General features: G+C 71.7%; 15 protein-coding genes. 4 read left to right on the top strand and 11 right to left on the bottom strand.

Going from position 1 to position 15,294, the window contains the following annotated elements:
* Positions 1–2: 2 nt before the first annotated feature.
* The 6 genes from FFT09_RS03035 to FFT09_RS03010 form a co-directional block, all read right to left on the bottom strand.
* Positions 3–1,013: an ROK family protein gene (locus tag FFT09_RS03035; protein ID WP_138381758.1), complete on the bottom strand. Its 1,011-nt coding sequence runs from the start codon at positions 1,011–1,013 to the stop codon at positions 3–5.
* A gap of 6 nt (positions 1,014–1,019) precedes the next feature.
* Entirely contained in the window at positions 1,020–1,955 is a 936-nt protein-coding gene (locus tag FFT09_RS03030) for a carbohydrate ABC transporter permease (protein ID WP_244231194.1), read from the bottom strand.
* Complete coding sequence (locus tag FFT09_RS03025; protein ID WP_081190641.1) at positions 1,952–2,881, bottom strand: carbohydrate ABC transporter permease; 930 nt, start codon at positions 2,879–2,881, stop codon at positions 1,952–1,954. Before FFT09_RS03025 ends, FFT09_RS03030 begins: the two co-directional genes overlap by 4 nt.
* A 62-nt stretch (positions 2,882–2,943) precedes the next feature.
* Positions 2,944–4,167, bottom strand: coding sequence for an ABC transporter substrate-binding protein (locus FFT09_RS03020; protein WP_138381757.1), 1,224 nt, complete (start codon positions 4,165–4,167; stop codon positions 2,944–2,946).
* 41 nt (positions 4,168–4,208) lie between these two features.
* Entirely contained in the window at positions 4,209–5,582 is a 1,374-nt protein-coding gene (locus tag FFT09_RS03015; RefSeq protein WP_420852671.1) for a Gfo/Idh/MocA family protein, read from the bottom strand.
* Positions 5,583–5,847: 265 nt separating this feature from the next.
* Positions 5,848–6,783 (bottom strand): 1-phosphofructokinase family hexose kinase, encoded by a 936-nt coding sequence (locus tag FFT09_RS03010; RefSeq protein WP_081190639.1) that lies wholly within the window; start codon positions 6,781–6,783, stop codon positions 5,848–5,850.
* Positions 6,784–6,892: 109 nt separating this feature from the next.
* Between FFT09_RS03010 and FFT09_RS03005 the strand changes: the two genes are divergently transcribed.
* Complete coding sequence (locus FFT09_RS03005; RefSeq protein WP_081190638.1) at positions 6,893–7,678, top strand: DeoR/GlpR family DNA-binding transcription regulator; 786 nt, start codon at positions 6,893–6,895, stop codon at positions 7,676–7,678.
* A gap of 110 nt (positions 7,679–7,788) precedes the next feature.
* Here FFT09_RS03005 and FFT09_RS03000 read toward each other — a convergent pair whose 3' ends face one another.
* On the bottom strand, positions 7,789–8,424 hold the full coding sequence (locus FFT09_RS03000; RefSeq protein ID WP_081190637.1) for a TetR/AcrR family transcriptional regulator: 636 nt from the start codon (positions 8,422–8,424) through the stop codon (positions 7,789–7,791).
* Positions 8,425–8,468: 44 nt separating this feature from the next.
* Between FFT09_RS03000 and FFT09_RS02995 the strand changes: the two genes are divergently transcribed.
* Genes FFT09_RS02995 through FFT09_RS02985 form a run of 3 tightly spaced genes read left to right on the top strand, consistent with a single transcriptional unit; the run spans position 8,469 to position 10,649 of the window.
* The gene (locus tag FFT09_RS02995; RefSeq protein ID WP_138381756.1) at positions 8,469–9,221 is read left to right on the top strand and encodes an SDR family oxidoreductase; all 753 of its coding nucleotides are present in this window, start codon (positions 8,469–8,471) and stop codon (positions 9,219–9,221) included.
* Complete coding sequence (locus FFT09_RS02990) at positions 9,218–10,018, top strand: SDR family oxidoreductase (protein ID WP_081190635.1); 801 nt, start codon at positions 9,218–9,220, stop codon at positions 10,016–10,018. Before FFT09_RS02995 ends, FFT09_RS02990 begins: the two co-directional genes overlap by 4 nt.
* Positions 10,019–10,058: 40 nt before the next feature.
* On the top strand, positions 10,059–10,649 hold the full coding sequence (locus FFT09_RS02985; RefSeq protein ID WP_197022403.1) for a TetR/AcrR family transcriptional regulator: 591 nt from the start codon (positions 10,059–10,061) through the stop codon (positions 10,647–10,649).
* Between the two features lie 21 nt (positions 10,650–10,670).
* Here FFT09_RS02985 and FFT09_RS02980 read toward each other — a convergent pair whose 3' ends face one another.
* Genes FFT09_RS02980 through FFT09_RS02965 form a run of 4 tightly spaced genes read right to left on the bottom strand, consistent with a single transcriptional unit; the run spans position 10,671 to position 15,263 of the window.
* A complete protein-coding gene (locus FFT09_RS02980) occupies positions 10,671–11,831 on the bottom strand; it encodes an acyl-CoA dehydrogenase family protein (RefSeq protein WP_138381755.1) in 1,161 nt (386 codons plus the stop codon).
* The gene (locus FFT09_RS02975) at positions 11,828–13,036 is read right to left on the bottom strand and encodes an acyl-CoA dehydrogenase family protein (protein WP_138381754.1); all 1,209 of its coding nucleotides are present in this window, start codon (positions 13,034–13,036) and stop codon (positions 11,828–11,830) included. Before FFT09_RS02975 ends, FFT09_RS02980 begins: the two co-directional genes overlap by 4 nt.
* Positions 13,033–14,244 (bottom strand): acyl-CoA dehydrogenase family protein, encoded by a 1,212-nt coding sequence (locus tag FFT09_RS02970; protein WP_138381753.1) that lies wholly within the window; start codon positions 14,242–14,244, stop codon positions 13,033–13,035. Before FFT09_RS02970 ends, FFT09_RS02975 begins: the two co-directional genes overlap by 4 nt.
* Positions 14,244–15,263 (bottom strand): phosphotransferase family protein, encoded by a 1,020-nt coding sequence (locus FFT09_RS02965; protein WP_081190631.1) that lies wholly within the window; start codon positions 15,261–15,263, stop codon positions 14,244–14,246. Before FFT09_RS02965 ends, FFT09_RS02970 begins: the two co-directional genes overlap by 1 nt.
* Positions 15,264–15,294 lie beyond the last annotated feature (31 nt).

The following is a 15,294-nucleotide window of genomic DNA, read 5'->3' as shown; positions in this document are numbered from 1 at the left end:
GCTCAGCCCGCTCCGGCGGGGCCGTCCCCGGGCCGCAGCAGCTCGGCGTAGCCGGTGAGTACGGGGTCGAGGTCCACTCCGGCGGCCTGCCAGCCGAGCAGCGCCGCGCCCCAGGACCCGGCGGCTCCGCCCAGCGCGGCGGGCACCACGCGGGGTTCGGGATGCACCGTGAGCAACTCGCCCACGGCCTGTCGCAGCGGCGTCAGCAGTGCGTCGCCCGCGTGGATCAGCCCTCCGCCGACGACGACGTGGGCCACTCCGGTGACCCGCACCAGGTCGGCCACCAGGGCCCCCAGCACGGCCACGGCGTCGTCCCACACCTGCCGTGCCACCGCGTCGCCGTCGGTGGCACGGGCGAGGACGTCCCGTGCTCCGTCGACGGTGGTTCCGGTGGCGGCGGTGTAGCGGCGGGCGATCGCGGCGGCCGAGGCGACGGTCTCCGCGCAGCCGTGCCCGCCGCACACACAGGGCAGCCCCGTGGTCGCACCGCCGTGCCCGATCTCCCCGGCGTAGCCTCCCGAAACCACCAGCCTGCCGTCGAGCACCAGTGCCGCCGCGAGCCCGGTTCCCACGGAGACGTAGAGCTGGTCGGCCACGGGTGCCCCGGCGTCGAGGCCCGCGCCGAGCCGCCGTTCCGCCGTCGCGCCGGCGCGGACGTCGTGGCCGAACCCCACGGGCAGCCCCGTGTGCGCCGAGAGCCGCTCCACCACGGGCAGCTCCCGCCAGCCCAGGTTCTCCGAGTGGACGCACACCCCGCGGTGCTCGTCCACCGTGCCCGGCACCGCGAGCCCGATCCCGGCCGCCGTGTGCGTCGGCGGCAGCGCGCCCAGGGCGGCCGTCGCGGCGTCGCACACGACCCGGAACGCGGCCTCGGGGCCGTCGGCCGCGCGGGTCGGCACCGAGTCACTGGCCAGCACACCGGTCTCGTCGACGGTCAGGCACTTGACGTACGTGCCACCCACGTCGAGCGCGACGACGGCGGGGCGGAGCACGGAGCCCTCGGAGGTCGGCACGGGCGCCTACTTGACGCTTCCGGCGGTGAGCCCGGCCACGAGCCGCTTCTCGATCAGCGCGAACAGCACGACCACCGGCACGATCGCCACGACGGAGACCCCGAACACGTACTGCCACGCGGAGTCGTACTGGCCGACGAACTTGGTCAGTGCCACCGACAACGGCTGGTTCTCGGCCGACGTGAGGATCACCAGTGACGCCGCGAACTCGTTCCACGCCGCGACGAACGTGAAGATGACGGCGGTGACGACGCCCGGCCACACCAGCGGCAGCGTGACCTTGAAGAACACCGTGAAACGGCCCGCGCCGTCGATCTGGGCGGCCTCGTCCAGCTCCTTCGGGATCGCGGCGAAGAACGAGTGCATGATCCAGGTGGCGAACGACATGTTGAAGGCCGCGTTGATGAGGATCATGGCGAGCCAGGTGTCCTGGATGCCCCACGACAGCGCCTGGCGGAACAACCCGGCCACCAGGACCGCGGGTTGCAGCATCTGAGTCACGAGCACGCAGAACAGGAAGGCCAGCCGCCCGGGGAAGCGGAACCGCGCGGTGTAGTACGCCGCCGGTGTCGCGACCGCCAGCGTCAGCAGGGTCGCGCACCCCGCGATCACCAGGGTGGACGTCAGGTTGTCCGGCAGCGGGGTCTCCGGCGTGGACCACATCGTGGCGTAGTTGTCCGGCAGCCACTGCTCGGGCAGGTAGGACGGCGGTACCCGCAGGATCTCGGGCCGCGACTTGAACGAGCCCACCAACATGACCAGGTAGGGCAGCAGGAACACGAGCGCGACGACGATCCCGCCGACCACGCGCAGCGGCAGGGAGCCGCGGGCGCCCGGCGGTTCCAGCTGCGGGCGCCGCGACCGGCGTCGCCGGGACGGCGGGTCGGCCGGTGCGGGCGCGGTGGCGGTGGCGCGGTCGTCGGTGCCGGCTGTGGTGCTCATTCGTCGACCGCCTTCAGTGGTTTCGCGATCCGCACGTACACCGCGATCACCGCGATCACGATGACGAGGTTCAGCACGGCCAGCGCCGAGGCCATGCCGGAGTCGCGCAGGTCCTGCAACACCTTGAACATCAGCGTGGTGGTGGTGTCGGCCTCGTATCCCGGGAGCGCGCCGGTGACGACGGACAGGATCGGGAAGTTGTTGTAGACGTTGATGATGTTGATGATCGTGGCCACCGCGAGCGCGGGCCGCAGGTGCGGCAGCACGATCTTGAAGTACGCCACGCGGGAGGAGGCGCCGTCGATTCGCGCGGCCTCCAGCAGTTCGGGGCTCACCGACTGCATTCCGGCCAGCAGCGTGTAGGTGGTGAACGGCAGCGACACGAAGATCGCGATCCCGATCGCGATGAGGAACGCCGACGGCATCGACTTCGTGAACCCGAAGTCGGGGGAGTCCAGCAGCCCGATGTCGAACAGGAACTGCTGCACGATGCCGTAGCCCGGCTCTAAGCCGTAGTAGATGACCGTGGTGGTCATGACCACCGACGACGCCCAGGGCACGATCACCGCGAGCCGGACGAACTGCCTGCCGGGAAACGCCTTGTTGAGCAGGTTGGCCAGCGCGAGCGACAGCACGATCGTGACCACCACGACGACCGACACCCACAGCACGGTGCGCAGCAGCACACCGGGCAGCGCGGGCATCTCGAACAGCGCGTCGTAGTTGTCGAGCCCCGCGCTGCCGCGATCCACTCCCGTCTGGGAGATCTCCCGCGTCGAGTTGATGATCATCAGCACGGCCGGGTAGAACACGATCCCGGCGATGAGCAGCAGGCTCGGCCCGATCCAGGGCAGTGCCCGCAGCAGCTCGCGGCCACGGCCGCGACGACGGCGCCCGCTCGCGGCGACGGTCGGAGTGTGTGACATCGACGTTCCCTTCGCGCACGCCGGGTGCCGCCACGAAGGCGGCACCCGGCGTCCGGACACCCTCAGGCGTTGTCGGCCTCGGCCTGGATACCGGCCAGGACCTCTTGTGGGGCGGTGCCCGTGGTGAGCAATCCGATCTGCGACTGCATCGCCGCCTGCGTGGTCGCCCAGGCGGGGTTCGTCGAGGGATAGAACTCGGCCGAGGGCAGCATGTCGAGGAACGGTCCCATGGCCTCGTTGGTCGTCTGCTCGGCGCCGGACTTGGTCACCGGCAGGAACCCCTCGGTGTCGACGAACTCGACGTAGTTCTCCGGCTGGTAGAAGTGGTCGAGGAACGCGCCCACCTCCTCGGCCTTGTCCTCGTCGTTGCGGAAGGACATGAGGTGGTCCGCCACCCCGAGGGTCACCTGCTCGCCGTCCTTGGTGGGGATGTCGACGATCGAGTAGTCGAGCTCGGGGTTCTTCTCCTCGATCATGCCGACGATCGGCGGCAGGCCCATCGCCATGCCGAACCGGCCCTGGATGAACTGGTCGAGCATCGGCGTGCGCTGGGTCGCTCCCGCGTCGGGCTGGGTGAGGCCGTCGTCGTAGAGGCCCTTCATGAAGGCCGCCGCCTCGCGGTTCTGCGGCGTGTCCACCGTGATCTTCTGGGCGTCGCCGTAACCGCCGCCCGCGCCGAGGAACCAGATACCGGCCTCGGCCTGAGCCTCCTCGGACCCGAGCGGCAGACCGTAGCCGTAGGCGTCGGTGGATTCGGTGACCGCCTCGGCGGCGGCGCGCAGCTCCTCCCACGTCGTCGGCGGTTCTTCGACGCCGGCCTCGGCCAGCAGCTCGTCGTTGACGAACAGCGCCCGCGCCGACGCGATGAGCGGGAACCCGTACTGGGTGCCGTCGATGGAGGCGTTCTCACGGAACGAGTCCTCGAAGTCGTCGATCGTCTCCTGCGACAGCAGCTCCTCGGCCGAGTACAGCAGGTCGTCCTCGACGTAGCCCGCGAAGGCGTCGATGCTGAGGATGTCGGGAGCCTCGTTGGACTGCACCCGGGTGCGGATGACGTCGTTGATGTTCTCCCACGACTGCATCTCCAGGTTCACCGTGACCCCGGGGTTGGCGTCCTCGTAACTCGCGATCACCCCCTCCCACAGCTGCTTGGTGTTGTCGGAGTAGGAGGCGGCGAGCATGGTCAGCTCCACGCTGCCGTCCTCGGCGCCATCCCCTCCCGAACACGCGGTCAGCGCCATCGTCGCCACGGCGACCAGCGCGGCGCCCCTCGTCCTTCGTCTCACGGCCGTTCCTCCTGTCGCAGCGCGGCTGCGTCGCTTGTCGCTCACCGGCCACCGCGGCGGACGGCCGGCATGTCGGTCTCCTCCGAGTCGAGGCCCGGCCTCGGCTCCTCCCAGTGGCCGCGCGTGAAGTCGGGCACCGCCACGGGACGGCTGCCCTTGCGGATCGACTCACCCGACAGCGGGACCGAGGCGCACCAGGCTGCGGAATCGTACACGTCGATGTCGGGTACCAGGCCCGCGCGCATCTGCTGGACGATCCGCCACTGGAGGATGTAGTCCATGCCGCCGTGCCCGCCGTTGTTCTCGGCGTCGTCACCGACCTTGCGCCACAGCCAGTGGTCGTAGCGGTCGAGGTACGGCTGGGCGTCGGCCCACTGGTGCCCGCTGTGGTCGGGCTCGACGTAGATGCGGGTGGGGTAGTCCTCGAAGATGCCGCGTGCTCCCGCGATGCTGTTGATGCGGCTGTACGGCCGGGGCGAGCTGACATCGTGCTCGGCGCGGACCAGCCTGCCCTTCGCCGTCATGATCATGCTGGTGGTGCGGTCGCCCTTGACGTAGGTGTCGCTCCACGACGGGTGACCCTCGGGCATGAAGCGCTCGCGGTAGTCGGCCAGCCCCAGCGCCGCCGAGCTGGTGGCCGTGAGGTAGTGGAAGCGGTCACCGCGGTTGACGTCCATGCAGGCCGCGATGGGGGCGAGTCCGTGCATGGCGTAGAAGCTTGCGTCGAGCTTCGCGTGCCAGGCCCGCCGCCAGTCCTCGGGCTCGTAGTGGCCGTTGAACAGCAGCTCCCGCAGATCGTGGAGATAGCCGCCGTGGCCGTGGGTGAGACCGCCGAACAGCCCGTCGTGGGCCATGCGCAGGATCGCCAGTTCGTTGCGGCCGTACGAGCAGTTCTCCATCAGGAAGCAGTGGCGGTTCGCGCGCTCCGAGGCGTCGACCAGCCGCCACAGCTCGCGCAGCTCCGTGGCGATCGGCAGCTCGATACCGACGTGCTTGCCGCCCTTGAGCGCGGCCATTCCCTGCCGGAAGTGCCACTCCCACGGCGTCGCGACGTAGATCAGATCGACGTCGTCGGACGCGCACAGCTGTTCGTACGCGCTGTCGCTTCCCGTATGGACAGTGGGGCGGTTGCCGGTCTCCGACCGGACGGTGTCGGCCGCCCGCTCGGCCCGCTCCGGGACCGTGTCGCACACGGCGGTGACGACCGCGCCGGGGACGGCGAGCCAGCCCGAGAGCATGCCCATGCCCCGGTTGCCCAGCCCGATGAGGCCGATGCGGACCTCGTCGTGGCGCTCGAACGGGACTCCGATCATCGAACGCTGGCCCGGTTTGCGTCCGGGGGCCAGCGCCGTCTCGGTGACGGCTCCGGCTGGTAGCGCACCGCTGGCGGCGACGGCTCCCGCCGCCAGACCCATGCTGGAAAGGAACGACCTTCGGCTCGGCGTGACGTCCACGATTCACCCACTCCTCGTCGGCGTTGACGTGGCGGCAATCTTTGCCGGACCGCCAACAAGCTGTCAAGAGCTGATCGAACTGAGCGATTTCCAATCAAAACCAATCAAGACACCGTGTCCGCAGCCTGCGTAGCCGTGTCCGCAGCTGGCGTAGTCGTGTTCGCACTTCACGTAGCCGTGTCCGCAGGTCCCGTAGCCCGGCCTCCCTTCACGACACAGCCGGGCCTCAGCCGGTGGTGGCGGCCACGGCCGCGCGCTCCCGCTGGTACCGGCCGAGGTCGACCTCGCCCGCCACGGGACACGCCACGGCGGCGGCGGACAGCGCGACCGCGTCGGCCAGACTCGCGTGGAGGACGGACTCCAGCGGCGTCGCCGCCGCGGCGTGCAGTGCCCGGGCCAGTGCGGCCACCGCCGCGTCACCCGCGCCGGTCGGATTGCCCGGAACCACGCCCGAGGGCCGGGCACGGACAGTCCGGTGTGGACGGCCAGAACCGCCGGTGAGTGCCAGCATTCCGTCCTCGCCGAGCGACACGACCACGGCTTCGGCGCCGTCGGCAAGCAAGACCTGCGCGCCCGCGACGACGTCGGCCTCCCCGGTGGCCTCGCGCAGCTCCTCCTGGTTCGGCTTCACCAGCGCCGCGCCCGCGCGCGCGGCGGTGCGCAGCAGCGGGCCCGACGTGTCGGCCACGACGCGGGCGCCCCGCCTCGCGGCGTGGGAGACCAGTTCGCCCACGGCGGACTCGGTGGTGCCGGGCGGCATCGAGCCGGACAGCACGACGACGTCACCCCGGCCCGCGACGTCGGCCACCACCGTCGAGAGCGCGTGCCAGGCGCCCTCGTCCACCGGCGCCCCGGGTTCGTTGAACAGCGTGGTTGCCGTGCCGGTGACCACGGCCGTGGTGCGTCGTGTGGTGTGCGGAACCGGAACCCACCGCTGGTCGAGTCCCGCCAGCATGTCCCGCATGCGGTCCCCGGTGTCGCCGCCGAGAAATCCCGTGCAGCTGACCGGTTCGGAGAGCTGGTGAAGGACCCGCGCGACGTTGACGCCCTTGCCGCCCGCCGTCTCGGTGACCTCGGTGACCCGGTTGACCTCACCCCACCGCACGTCCGCGAGGTGGTAGGTGACGTCCAGGGCGGGGTTGGGCGTGATGGTGAGGATCATCGAGAACTCGCTTCCGCGCGTGAGCGATACTGTTCGTTTTCCCGGACTTCTCGTCAGAATCCGTCACGGGAGCAGTACGATGAGGACGATAGCGGAAAGGGGGTCTCCGATGAACCGCCACGAGAGACTAGCGGGCCTGCTCGAACTCGTCATCGAGCGGGAGAGCGTTCACGTGGACGACCTCGTGCGGGAACTCGGGGTGTCGGCGGCCACGGCGAGGCGCGACCTCGACGAACTCGCCGAGCAGCAGCTCATCACGCGGACCCGGGGCGGCGCCACCACCGCACCCGGCTCGTCCGATCTGCCGCTGCGGTACAAGACCACCCGCCATGCCGAGGAGAAGACCCGGATCGCCAGGGAGGCGGCGTCTCTGGTGGAGCCGCGCGCGGTGGTGGGCCTCAACGGCGGCACGACGACCACGGAGGTCGCCCGCGAGATCGCGCTACGGCCGGAACTGCGGGGTCCGGCGCCGGGTGACGAGGTCGTCGTCGTCACCAACGCGGTCAACATCGCGAACGAGCTGACCGTGCGCCCGCACCTTCGCGTGGTGGTCACCGGGGGAGTGGCTCGCGCACTGAGTTACGAGCTGACCGGGCCGCTGGCGACGCCGATCCTGGAACGCATCTCGCTCGACGTGCTGTTCCTCGGGGTCGACGCGCTCGACGTCACCAGGGGCGCGGCGGCCCAGCACGAGGGTGAGGCCGCCGTCAACGGCGCGTTCGTCGAGCGGGCCAACCGGGTGATCGTGGTGGCCGACTCGGGCAAGCTCGGCCGCACCGCCTTCGCCGCGATCTGTGGCATCGACGCGGTGGACACGCTGGTCACCGACACCGGTGCCGACCGCGCTCTGGTGAGGGAGTTCCGGCACAGCGGGGTGGAGGTCGTGCGCGTGTGACGGGGACCCGCCGGGGGTGGCGGGAGTGGTGAGCGACCGCTTAGTATGTGGCTGGTCCGGCGGGAGTGCTCCCGCGCCACGACGTCAGCGGAGGTGTGCGTGCGCGGTGCTCAGTTGCGCGGGCTCGCCGCACGGGCCGGGTCGGCGCCCAGCATGCGCAGGGCGAGTTCGCCGTACTGCCGTCCCAGCTCGGCGGGCGATGTGCGGGAGCGGTCGGTGTACCAGCGGGCGACGTCCACGCCCAGTGAGAGCACCGCGCGTGCGGCGGTCATCGGGTCCGACACCGTGAACTGCCCGGCCTCGGCGCCGCGGACCACGATGTCGTGGACGATGCGCTCGATGCCGCGGCGCAGTTCGGCCACCACGCGGTACTCCTGCTCGGGCAGCGCGCCCAGTTCGTACTGCACCACCCGCGCGACCGTGTGCCGCCGCGCGTGCCAGGCCACGAACCGTTCCACGATCTCGCGCAACGCCGTCATCGGCGTGTCGGCCTGCTCGGCCGCGTTCTGCACGAGCGCGAGCGCCTGTTCGTGTCCGCTGCGGCTGATGGCGAACAGCAGCGCCGCCTTCGACGGGAAGTGGACGTACAGCGCGGCCGGGCTCATGCCCGCGTTGGTCGCGATGTCACGGGTGGTGGTGGCGTGATAGCCGCGCTGGGCGAAGGACTCGACACCGGCGAGCATGAGCCGCCGCGCCGCGTCCGGTTGGACATCCGGCCACAGTTCGGCCGACAGCGACATCGTCATCCCCGAATTGTAAGCGAGCGCTTAGCCTGGAGAGGAGAACGGCCGTGGAATCACTGACCGACCGTGTCGCGATTGTGACAGGGGCCAGCAGGGGCATCGGTTTCGGGGTGGCGCAGGCCCTCGTCGCCGCCGGCGCGAAGGTCACCATCACCGCCCGCAAGCCCGAGCCGCTGGCCGAGGCCGCGGCGCAACTCGGTGGCGACGCCGTCGCGCTCGGGGTGCCCGGCAAGGCCGACGACCCCGAGCACCAGGACGAGGTGATCGAACGCACCCGGCGGGCGTTCGGGCGCGTCGACTTCCTCGTCAACAACACCGGCATCAACCCGGTGTACGGCTCGCTGCTCGACGTCGACCCCCAGGCTGCCGCGAAGATCTTCGGCGTCAACGTGCTCGCCCCGCTGTCGTGGACCCGGAAGGTGCGCGACGCGGGCATGGGTGAACACGGTGGCGCCATCGTCAACGTCGCCTCGATCGCCGGGTTGCGGAACTCGCCCGGCATCGGCATGTACGGCGTCAGCAAGGCGGCGCTGATGCGGCTGACCACCGAGCTGGCCGGGGAACTCGCCCCGGCGATCCGGGTGAACGCCGTGGCGCCCGCCGTGGTGAAGACCTCCTTCGCCACCGCCCTCTACGAGGACCGGGAGGAGGAGGTGGCCTCGGCGTACCCGATGCGGCGGCTCGGCGTTCCGTCCGACGTGGCGGGGGCGGTGACCTTCCTGCTGTCCGAGCAGTCCGCGTGGATCACCGGGCAGACGCTCGTCGTCGACGGCGGCGTGACTCTCGGCGGTGGCCTGTGACCACCGAACTCGCCGACGCCGGTGTGGTGATCACCGGTGGCGGCAACGGCATCGGGGCCGCGCTGGCCGAACGGTTCGCGGCGGAAGGGGCGCGGGTCGTCGTCGCCGACCTCGACGCCGACGCCGCGACGGCCGTCGCGCAGCGCATCGGCGGCACGGCCTTCGCGGGCGACGTCGCGTCCGAGGAGGGCGTGCGGGCGCTCGTGGGCACCGCTCGCGAGACCCTCGGCGAGATCGATCTGTTCAGCGCGAACGCGGGAATCGCCGTGCCCGGCGGGCCGGAGGCGTCCGAGGACGCATGGGCGCGGGTGTGGGAGGTCAACGTGATGGCCCACGTGCGCGCCACCCGCGAGTTGTTGCCGCGCTGGCTGGAGCGCGGGCGGGGTCACTTCCTCGCGACCGTCTCGGCGGCCGGCCTGCTGACGAGCCTGGGCTCGGCGCCGTACTCGGCGAGCAAGCACGCCGCACTGGGCTTCGCGGAGTGGCTCGCGGCGACCTACCGGCACCGGGGCATTCGCGTGCAGGCCGTGTGCCCGCAGGGCGTGCGCACCGGGATGCTCGCGGACGCGGGCCCCGCCGGGGCGGCTCTGCTCGGCCCCGGCGCGATCACCGCCGAGCGGGTCGCCGAGGTCACCGTGGAGGGCCTGCGGGACGGGCGGTTCCTCATCCTGCCGCACCCGGAAGTCGCCGAGTACTACGCGCGCCGGGCCACCGAGACCGACCGCTGGCTCGGCGGGATGAACAAGCTCCAGCGCACCCTGGAGCAACCCGAGGGCCGCTCCGGCGCCGCGGGGTGACGCGCCGGAGCGCGTGGCGACCGTGGGTATGCTCGCCGCGATGAGCGTTCCCGACGACCGGCGTGGTGTGCAGCGGCGACTGCTGTCGGCGGCCACCCGGTTGTTCGCCGAGCACGGGTTCGACCGCACGTCGGTGAGCCGCATCGTCGAGGCGGCCGGGGTCACCAAGGGCGCGATGTACCACTACTTCCGCTCGAAGGACGACCTGCTCCACGAGATCTACGCGCGGGTGCTGCGGGAGCAGACCCGCAGGCTCGACGAGCTGGCCGCGAGCGAGGAACCGGTGGCGGCGCGGCTGCGTGCCATCGCCGCCGACGTGGTGGTGAGCACCATCGCGAACCTCGACGACACGGCGATCTTCTTCCAGTCGATGCACCGGCTCGACCCCGCCACGCGCCAGGCGGTGCGCACACAGCGCCGCCGCTACCACGAGCGGTTCCGTTCGCTCATCGAACAGGGCCAGCGCGGGGGCGAGTTCCGCTCGGACAAGCCCGCCGAGATCATCGTGGACTTCTTCTTCGGCGCGGTGCACCACCTCGGATTCTGGTACCGGCCGAGCGGAAGTCTCTCCGCCCGCGAGGTGGGCGACCACTTCGCGGACCTGCTTCTGGACTCCCTCCGGCCGACCTGACCCGCTCCGTCGCGATCCCGCTCACGGCGGCGGGGGCAGGTTCGCCGGGGTCGCCAGGGCCGCGCGGTGGCGGGCCGGGGTGCCGAGGGCCAGCTCGTCGGCCTTGGCGCGCTTGAGGTAGAGATGCACCGGATGCTCCCACGTCATGCCGATGCCGCCGTGCAGCTGGACGGCCTCCTCGGCGGCCTGCACGGCGAGGACCGCGCAGGACGACTGCGCCACGGCCACCGCGACCTCCACATCGGAGCCGGGCTCGAACGCCTCCGGCGACGCGAGCACGTCGGCGGCGTAGCGCGCGGCGGCGCGTGCCCCCACCAGGGACAGCCACACGTCGGCGAGCCGGTGCTTGACCGCCTGGAACGAGCCGACGGGCCTGCCGAACTGGTGGCGCTGCTTCACGTACGCCACCGTCGTGTCCAGACACCACTGCGCCACGCCGAGTTGCTCGGACGCGAGCAACCCCGCGGCCGTCAGCAGCCCCTCTCGCAGCGCGGTCCGTGCCGTCTCCCCGGTCGCCAGCACCCGCGCCGGTGCCCGCCGCAGCGCCACGTCGCCGACGCGCCGGGTGAGGTCGAACGACACGGCCTCGGACACGGTCACGCCGTGCGCGCCCGCGGCCACGGCGTACAGGCCGGGACCGTCCGGCCCCACGGCGGGCACCACGAACTCGTCCGCCACCGAGGCGTCGGCGACCGTGGTGACGGCCCCGTCGAGCACGATCGCGTCGCCCAGGGATTCTGCGTTCACCGTGGTGGGGAACTCCCCGTCGGGAAGGGCGGCCAGCGATACCGCGAGCGCTCCGGTCGCGCTGCCGTCGGCAAGCCGCCGTAGCAGCGCCGTGGGGTGCTCGCCCGGCTCGGCGGCCGCCACCCGCGACAGCACCGACGTGGCGAGCACCGCGCTACCGAGGAACGGCACGGGCGCCAGGCCGCGCCCCAGCTCCTCCAGCACCAGCGCGACCTCGCGGGCGGACGCCCCCTGCCCGCCGGAGGCCTCCGGCACGGCCAGTCCCGCCAGCCCGAGGTCGGCCGCGAGCGTGCGCCACAGTGCGAGGTCGTACGGCTCGGCACTGTCGGCCCTCGCGATCAGCGAGTCCGGGGGGCAGTGGTCGCGGACGAGGTCCCGCACCGTGGCCCGCAGGTCGTCCTCCACGTCGGAGTAGAGCAGGTCCGGTGTGCTCATCGGGGCAGGTCCTTCCATGCGACGTCCTTGTCCGTCCTCGGCTCGGCCGGAAGTCCGAGCACCCGTTCGGCGATGATGTTGCGCAGGACCTCCGAGGTGCCGCCCTCGATGGAGTTGCCCTTGGCGCGCAGGTAGCGGTAACCCGCCTCCCTGCCGGTGAAGTCCACGAGGTCGGGCCTGCGCAGCGACCAGTCGTCGTAGCGCAGTCCGTCCTCGCCCAGCAGCTCCAGCTCCAGAGCCGAGCCGGCCTGCGCCAGCCGGGCGAACGCGAGCTTCATCGCCGAGCCCTCCGGCCCCGGCGCCCCCGCCGCCAGCTGCTGGCGCAACCGGACCCCGGCCAGGCGGAACGCCTCCTGCTCGGCCCACAGCCGCAGCAGTCGCGCGTGCGACTCGGCGGTGCGCGCGCTCGGCCGGTCCCGCCAGGTCGCTGCGACCCGGCCGAGCATCCCGCTCTCGCGCGGGGCCGCGTGCCCGCCGATGGCCACCCGCTCGTTCATCAGTGTGGTCTGCGCGACCCGCCAGCCCTCGCCGACCGCGCCGAGCCGGTGGGCGTCGGGCACGCGCACGTCGGTGAGGAACACCTCGTTGAACTCGGCCTCGCCGGTGAGCTGGCGCAGCGGGCGCACCTCCACACCGGGCGCGGTCATGTCACACACGAAGTAGGTGAGTCCGCGGTGCTTGGGCGCGTCGGGATCGGTGCGGGCGAGCAGGATCGCCCAGCGCGCGGTGTGCGCGGACGAGGTCCACACCTTCTGCCCGGTGACCACCCAGTCGTCGCCGTCGGGGACCGCGCGGGTGGCCAGTGCCGCGAGATCGGAGCCGGCGCCCGGTTCGCTGAACAGCTGGCACCAGACCTCCTCTCCGGTCCACAACGGACGCAGGAAGCGCTGTCGCTGCTCGTCGGTGCCGACGGTGAGAATCGTCGGGGCGGCCATCCCGAGCCCGATACCGTTGCGGCGCGGGTCGTTGTCCGGCGCACCCGCCGCCGCGAACGCCGCGTCGACCACGGACTGCAGCGCGCGCGGCGCGTCGAGCCCGCCGAGTCCCTCGGGGAAGTGGACCCAGGCCAGCCCGGCGTCGAACCGCGCCCGCAGGAAGTCCAGCCGATCGGTGCCCGCGGGGTCGTGCGCGGCGAGGAACGCGGCTACTCGCTCCCGCAGCGCCGCGGTTCGTGCGTCGTCAGGTTGGTGCTGGTCCTGGCTCATGACTGGTACCTCTTCAGTTCGCGGCGGGCGAGCGAGCGCTTGTGTACCTCGTCGGGGCCGTCGGCCAGCCGCAATGTCCGCACGGCGGCCCAGAGGGAGGCCAGCGGGAAGTCCTGGCTCACCCCGCCCGCGCCGTGCAGCTGGATGGCCTTGTCGAGAATCCACTCCACCGTGATCGGCGTCGCGATCTTGATCGCCTGGATCTCGGTGTGGGCACCCTTGTTGCCGACCGTGTCCATCAGCCACGCGGTCTTGAGCACGAGCTGGCGCAGCTGTTCCACCCGCACCCGCGACTCGGCGATCCAGTCCTGGACCACACCCTGCTGGGCGAGCGGGGTCCCGAACGTGACGCGCGAGACCGCCCGGCGGCACATCAGCTCGATCGCGCGCTCGGCCATGCCGATGGCCCGCATGCAGTGGTGGATGCGGCCGGGGCCGAGCCGGGCCTGCGCGATGGCGAACCCCTCGCCCTCGCCGCCCACGAGGTGGGTGGCGGGCACCCGCGCTCCGTCGAACACGATCTCGGCGTGCCCGCTGGACTCCTCGTCGCCGTAGCCGAAGACGGTCATGGCCCGCTTCACCTGGACGCCCGGCGTGTCCCGGGGCACGAGGATCATGCTCTGCTGCTGGTGTGGGGCCGCGTCGGGGTCCGTCTTGCCCATGACGATGAAGACCCGGCAGTCCGGGTTCATGGCACCCGAGATGAACCACTTGCGGCCGGTGATCACGTAGTCGTCGCCGTCGCGCCGGATGCGGGTGCCGATGTTGCGCGCGTCGGAGGACGCGACGTCGGGCTCCGTCATGGCGAACGCCGAGCGGATCTCGCCGTCGAGCAGGGGTGCGAGCCACCGCTGCTGTTGTTCGGCCGAACCGAACTCGGCCAGCAGTTCCATGTTGCCGGTGTCCGGGGCCGCGCAGTTGGTGGCGATCGGGGCCAGGTGGGGACTGCGGCCCGTGATCTCGGCCAGCGGCGCGTACTGGGTGTTGGTCAGTCCGGCGCCGTGCTCGCCCGGCAGGAACAGGTTCCACAGACCACGGTCGCGGGCGCGGGACCGGAGTTCCCGCACGATCGGGGGCGTGCGCCACGGCTCGGTGGCCTCACGGGTCTGCTCGGCGAGCACCGCCTCGGCGGGATAGACCTCCTCGTCCAGGAACGCGAACAGCTTCTCGCGGTAGCGCTCGGTGGTGGCGTCGAACGCGAAATCCATCAGTCCTCCTCCAGCACGGCGTTGCCGCGCGCGACCAGCGGCGCGACACTGGCTCCGATGCGGTCGAACCCCTCGCCGACCGTCTTGCCCTGGTTGAACCGGTAGTAGATCCCCTCCAGGATCACGGCGAGCTTGAAGAACGCGAAGCCGAGATACCAGCCCATCGCCGAGGTGTCCCGGCCGGACGTCGCCGTGTAGCGGGCGACGAGGTCGGCCACCGGCGGGAATCCCGGCGCGGACGCGACGCTGCTGAGGTCGTCGCCCAGCGCCTCGCCCTCCGTGTAGGCGATGAGCAGTGCGATGTCGGTGAGCGGGTCGCCCACGGTGGACATCTCCCAGTCCAGCACCGCCGTGATCGTGTCGTCGCCCGCGACCAGCAGGTTGTCGAGCCGGTAGTCACCGTGGACCACGGTGGGCGGCGGTGACGGCGGCAGCCGCGCCGCGAGGCGCTCGCGCAGCCGGTCGACGCCGGGCAGATCGCGGCTGCGGGAGGCGTCGAGCTGCTTGCCCCAGCGCCGCAACTGCCGTTCGAGGAATCCGTCGGGCCTGCCGAATTCGGCCAGTCCCACGGCGCGGTGGTCGACCGCGTGCAGCTCGGCCAGCGTGTCGACCATCGACTCGGCGATCCGCCGCGTGCGGTCGGCGCCCAACGGCACGAGCTGGTCGCGCTGCCGGTACGGCGTGCCCTCGACGTGGTCCATGACGTAGAACGGCGCCCCGAGGACGGACTCGTCCGTACACAGCAGCAGGGTCGCCGGCACGGGGACCGGGGTGGGGCCGAGCGCGCTGATGACCGTGTGTTCGCGGCGCATGTCGTGCGCCGTGGGCAGCACGTGGCCCAGCGGCGGCCTGCGCACCACCCAGCGGTGCGTGCCGTCCTCGACGACGTAGGTGAGGTTGGACCGGCCGCCCTCGATCACCCGGGCGCGCAGCTCTCCGGTGACCAGGCCGGGGCGTTCGGCGTCGAGGTGGGTACGCAGGCGTGCCAGGTCCAGTCCCGGTGGGGAGTCCTCGCTCATGTGACCTCCTTGTCACGGCGGACGCGGCGGT

Origin of the sequence: Saccharomonospora piscinae, from assembly GCF_005862235.1 — a bacterium.
GTDB classification, from domain to species: domain Bacteria; phylum Actinomycetota; class Actinomycetes; order Mycobacteriales; family Pseudonocardiaceae; genus Saccharomonospora; species Saccharomonospora piscinae.
The sequence above is the reverse complement of the archived record's forward strand: the minus strand, read 5'-3'. Positions and strand labels throughout refer to the sequence as shown.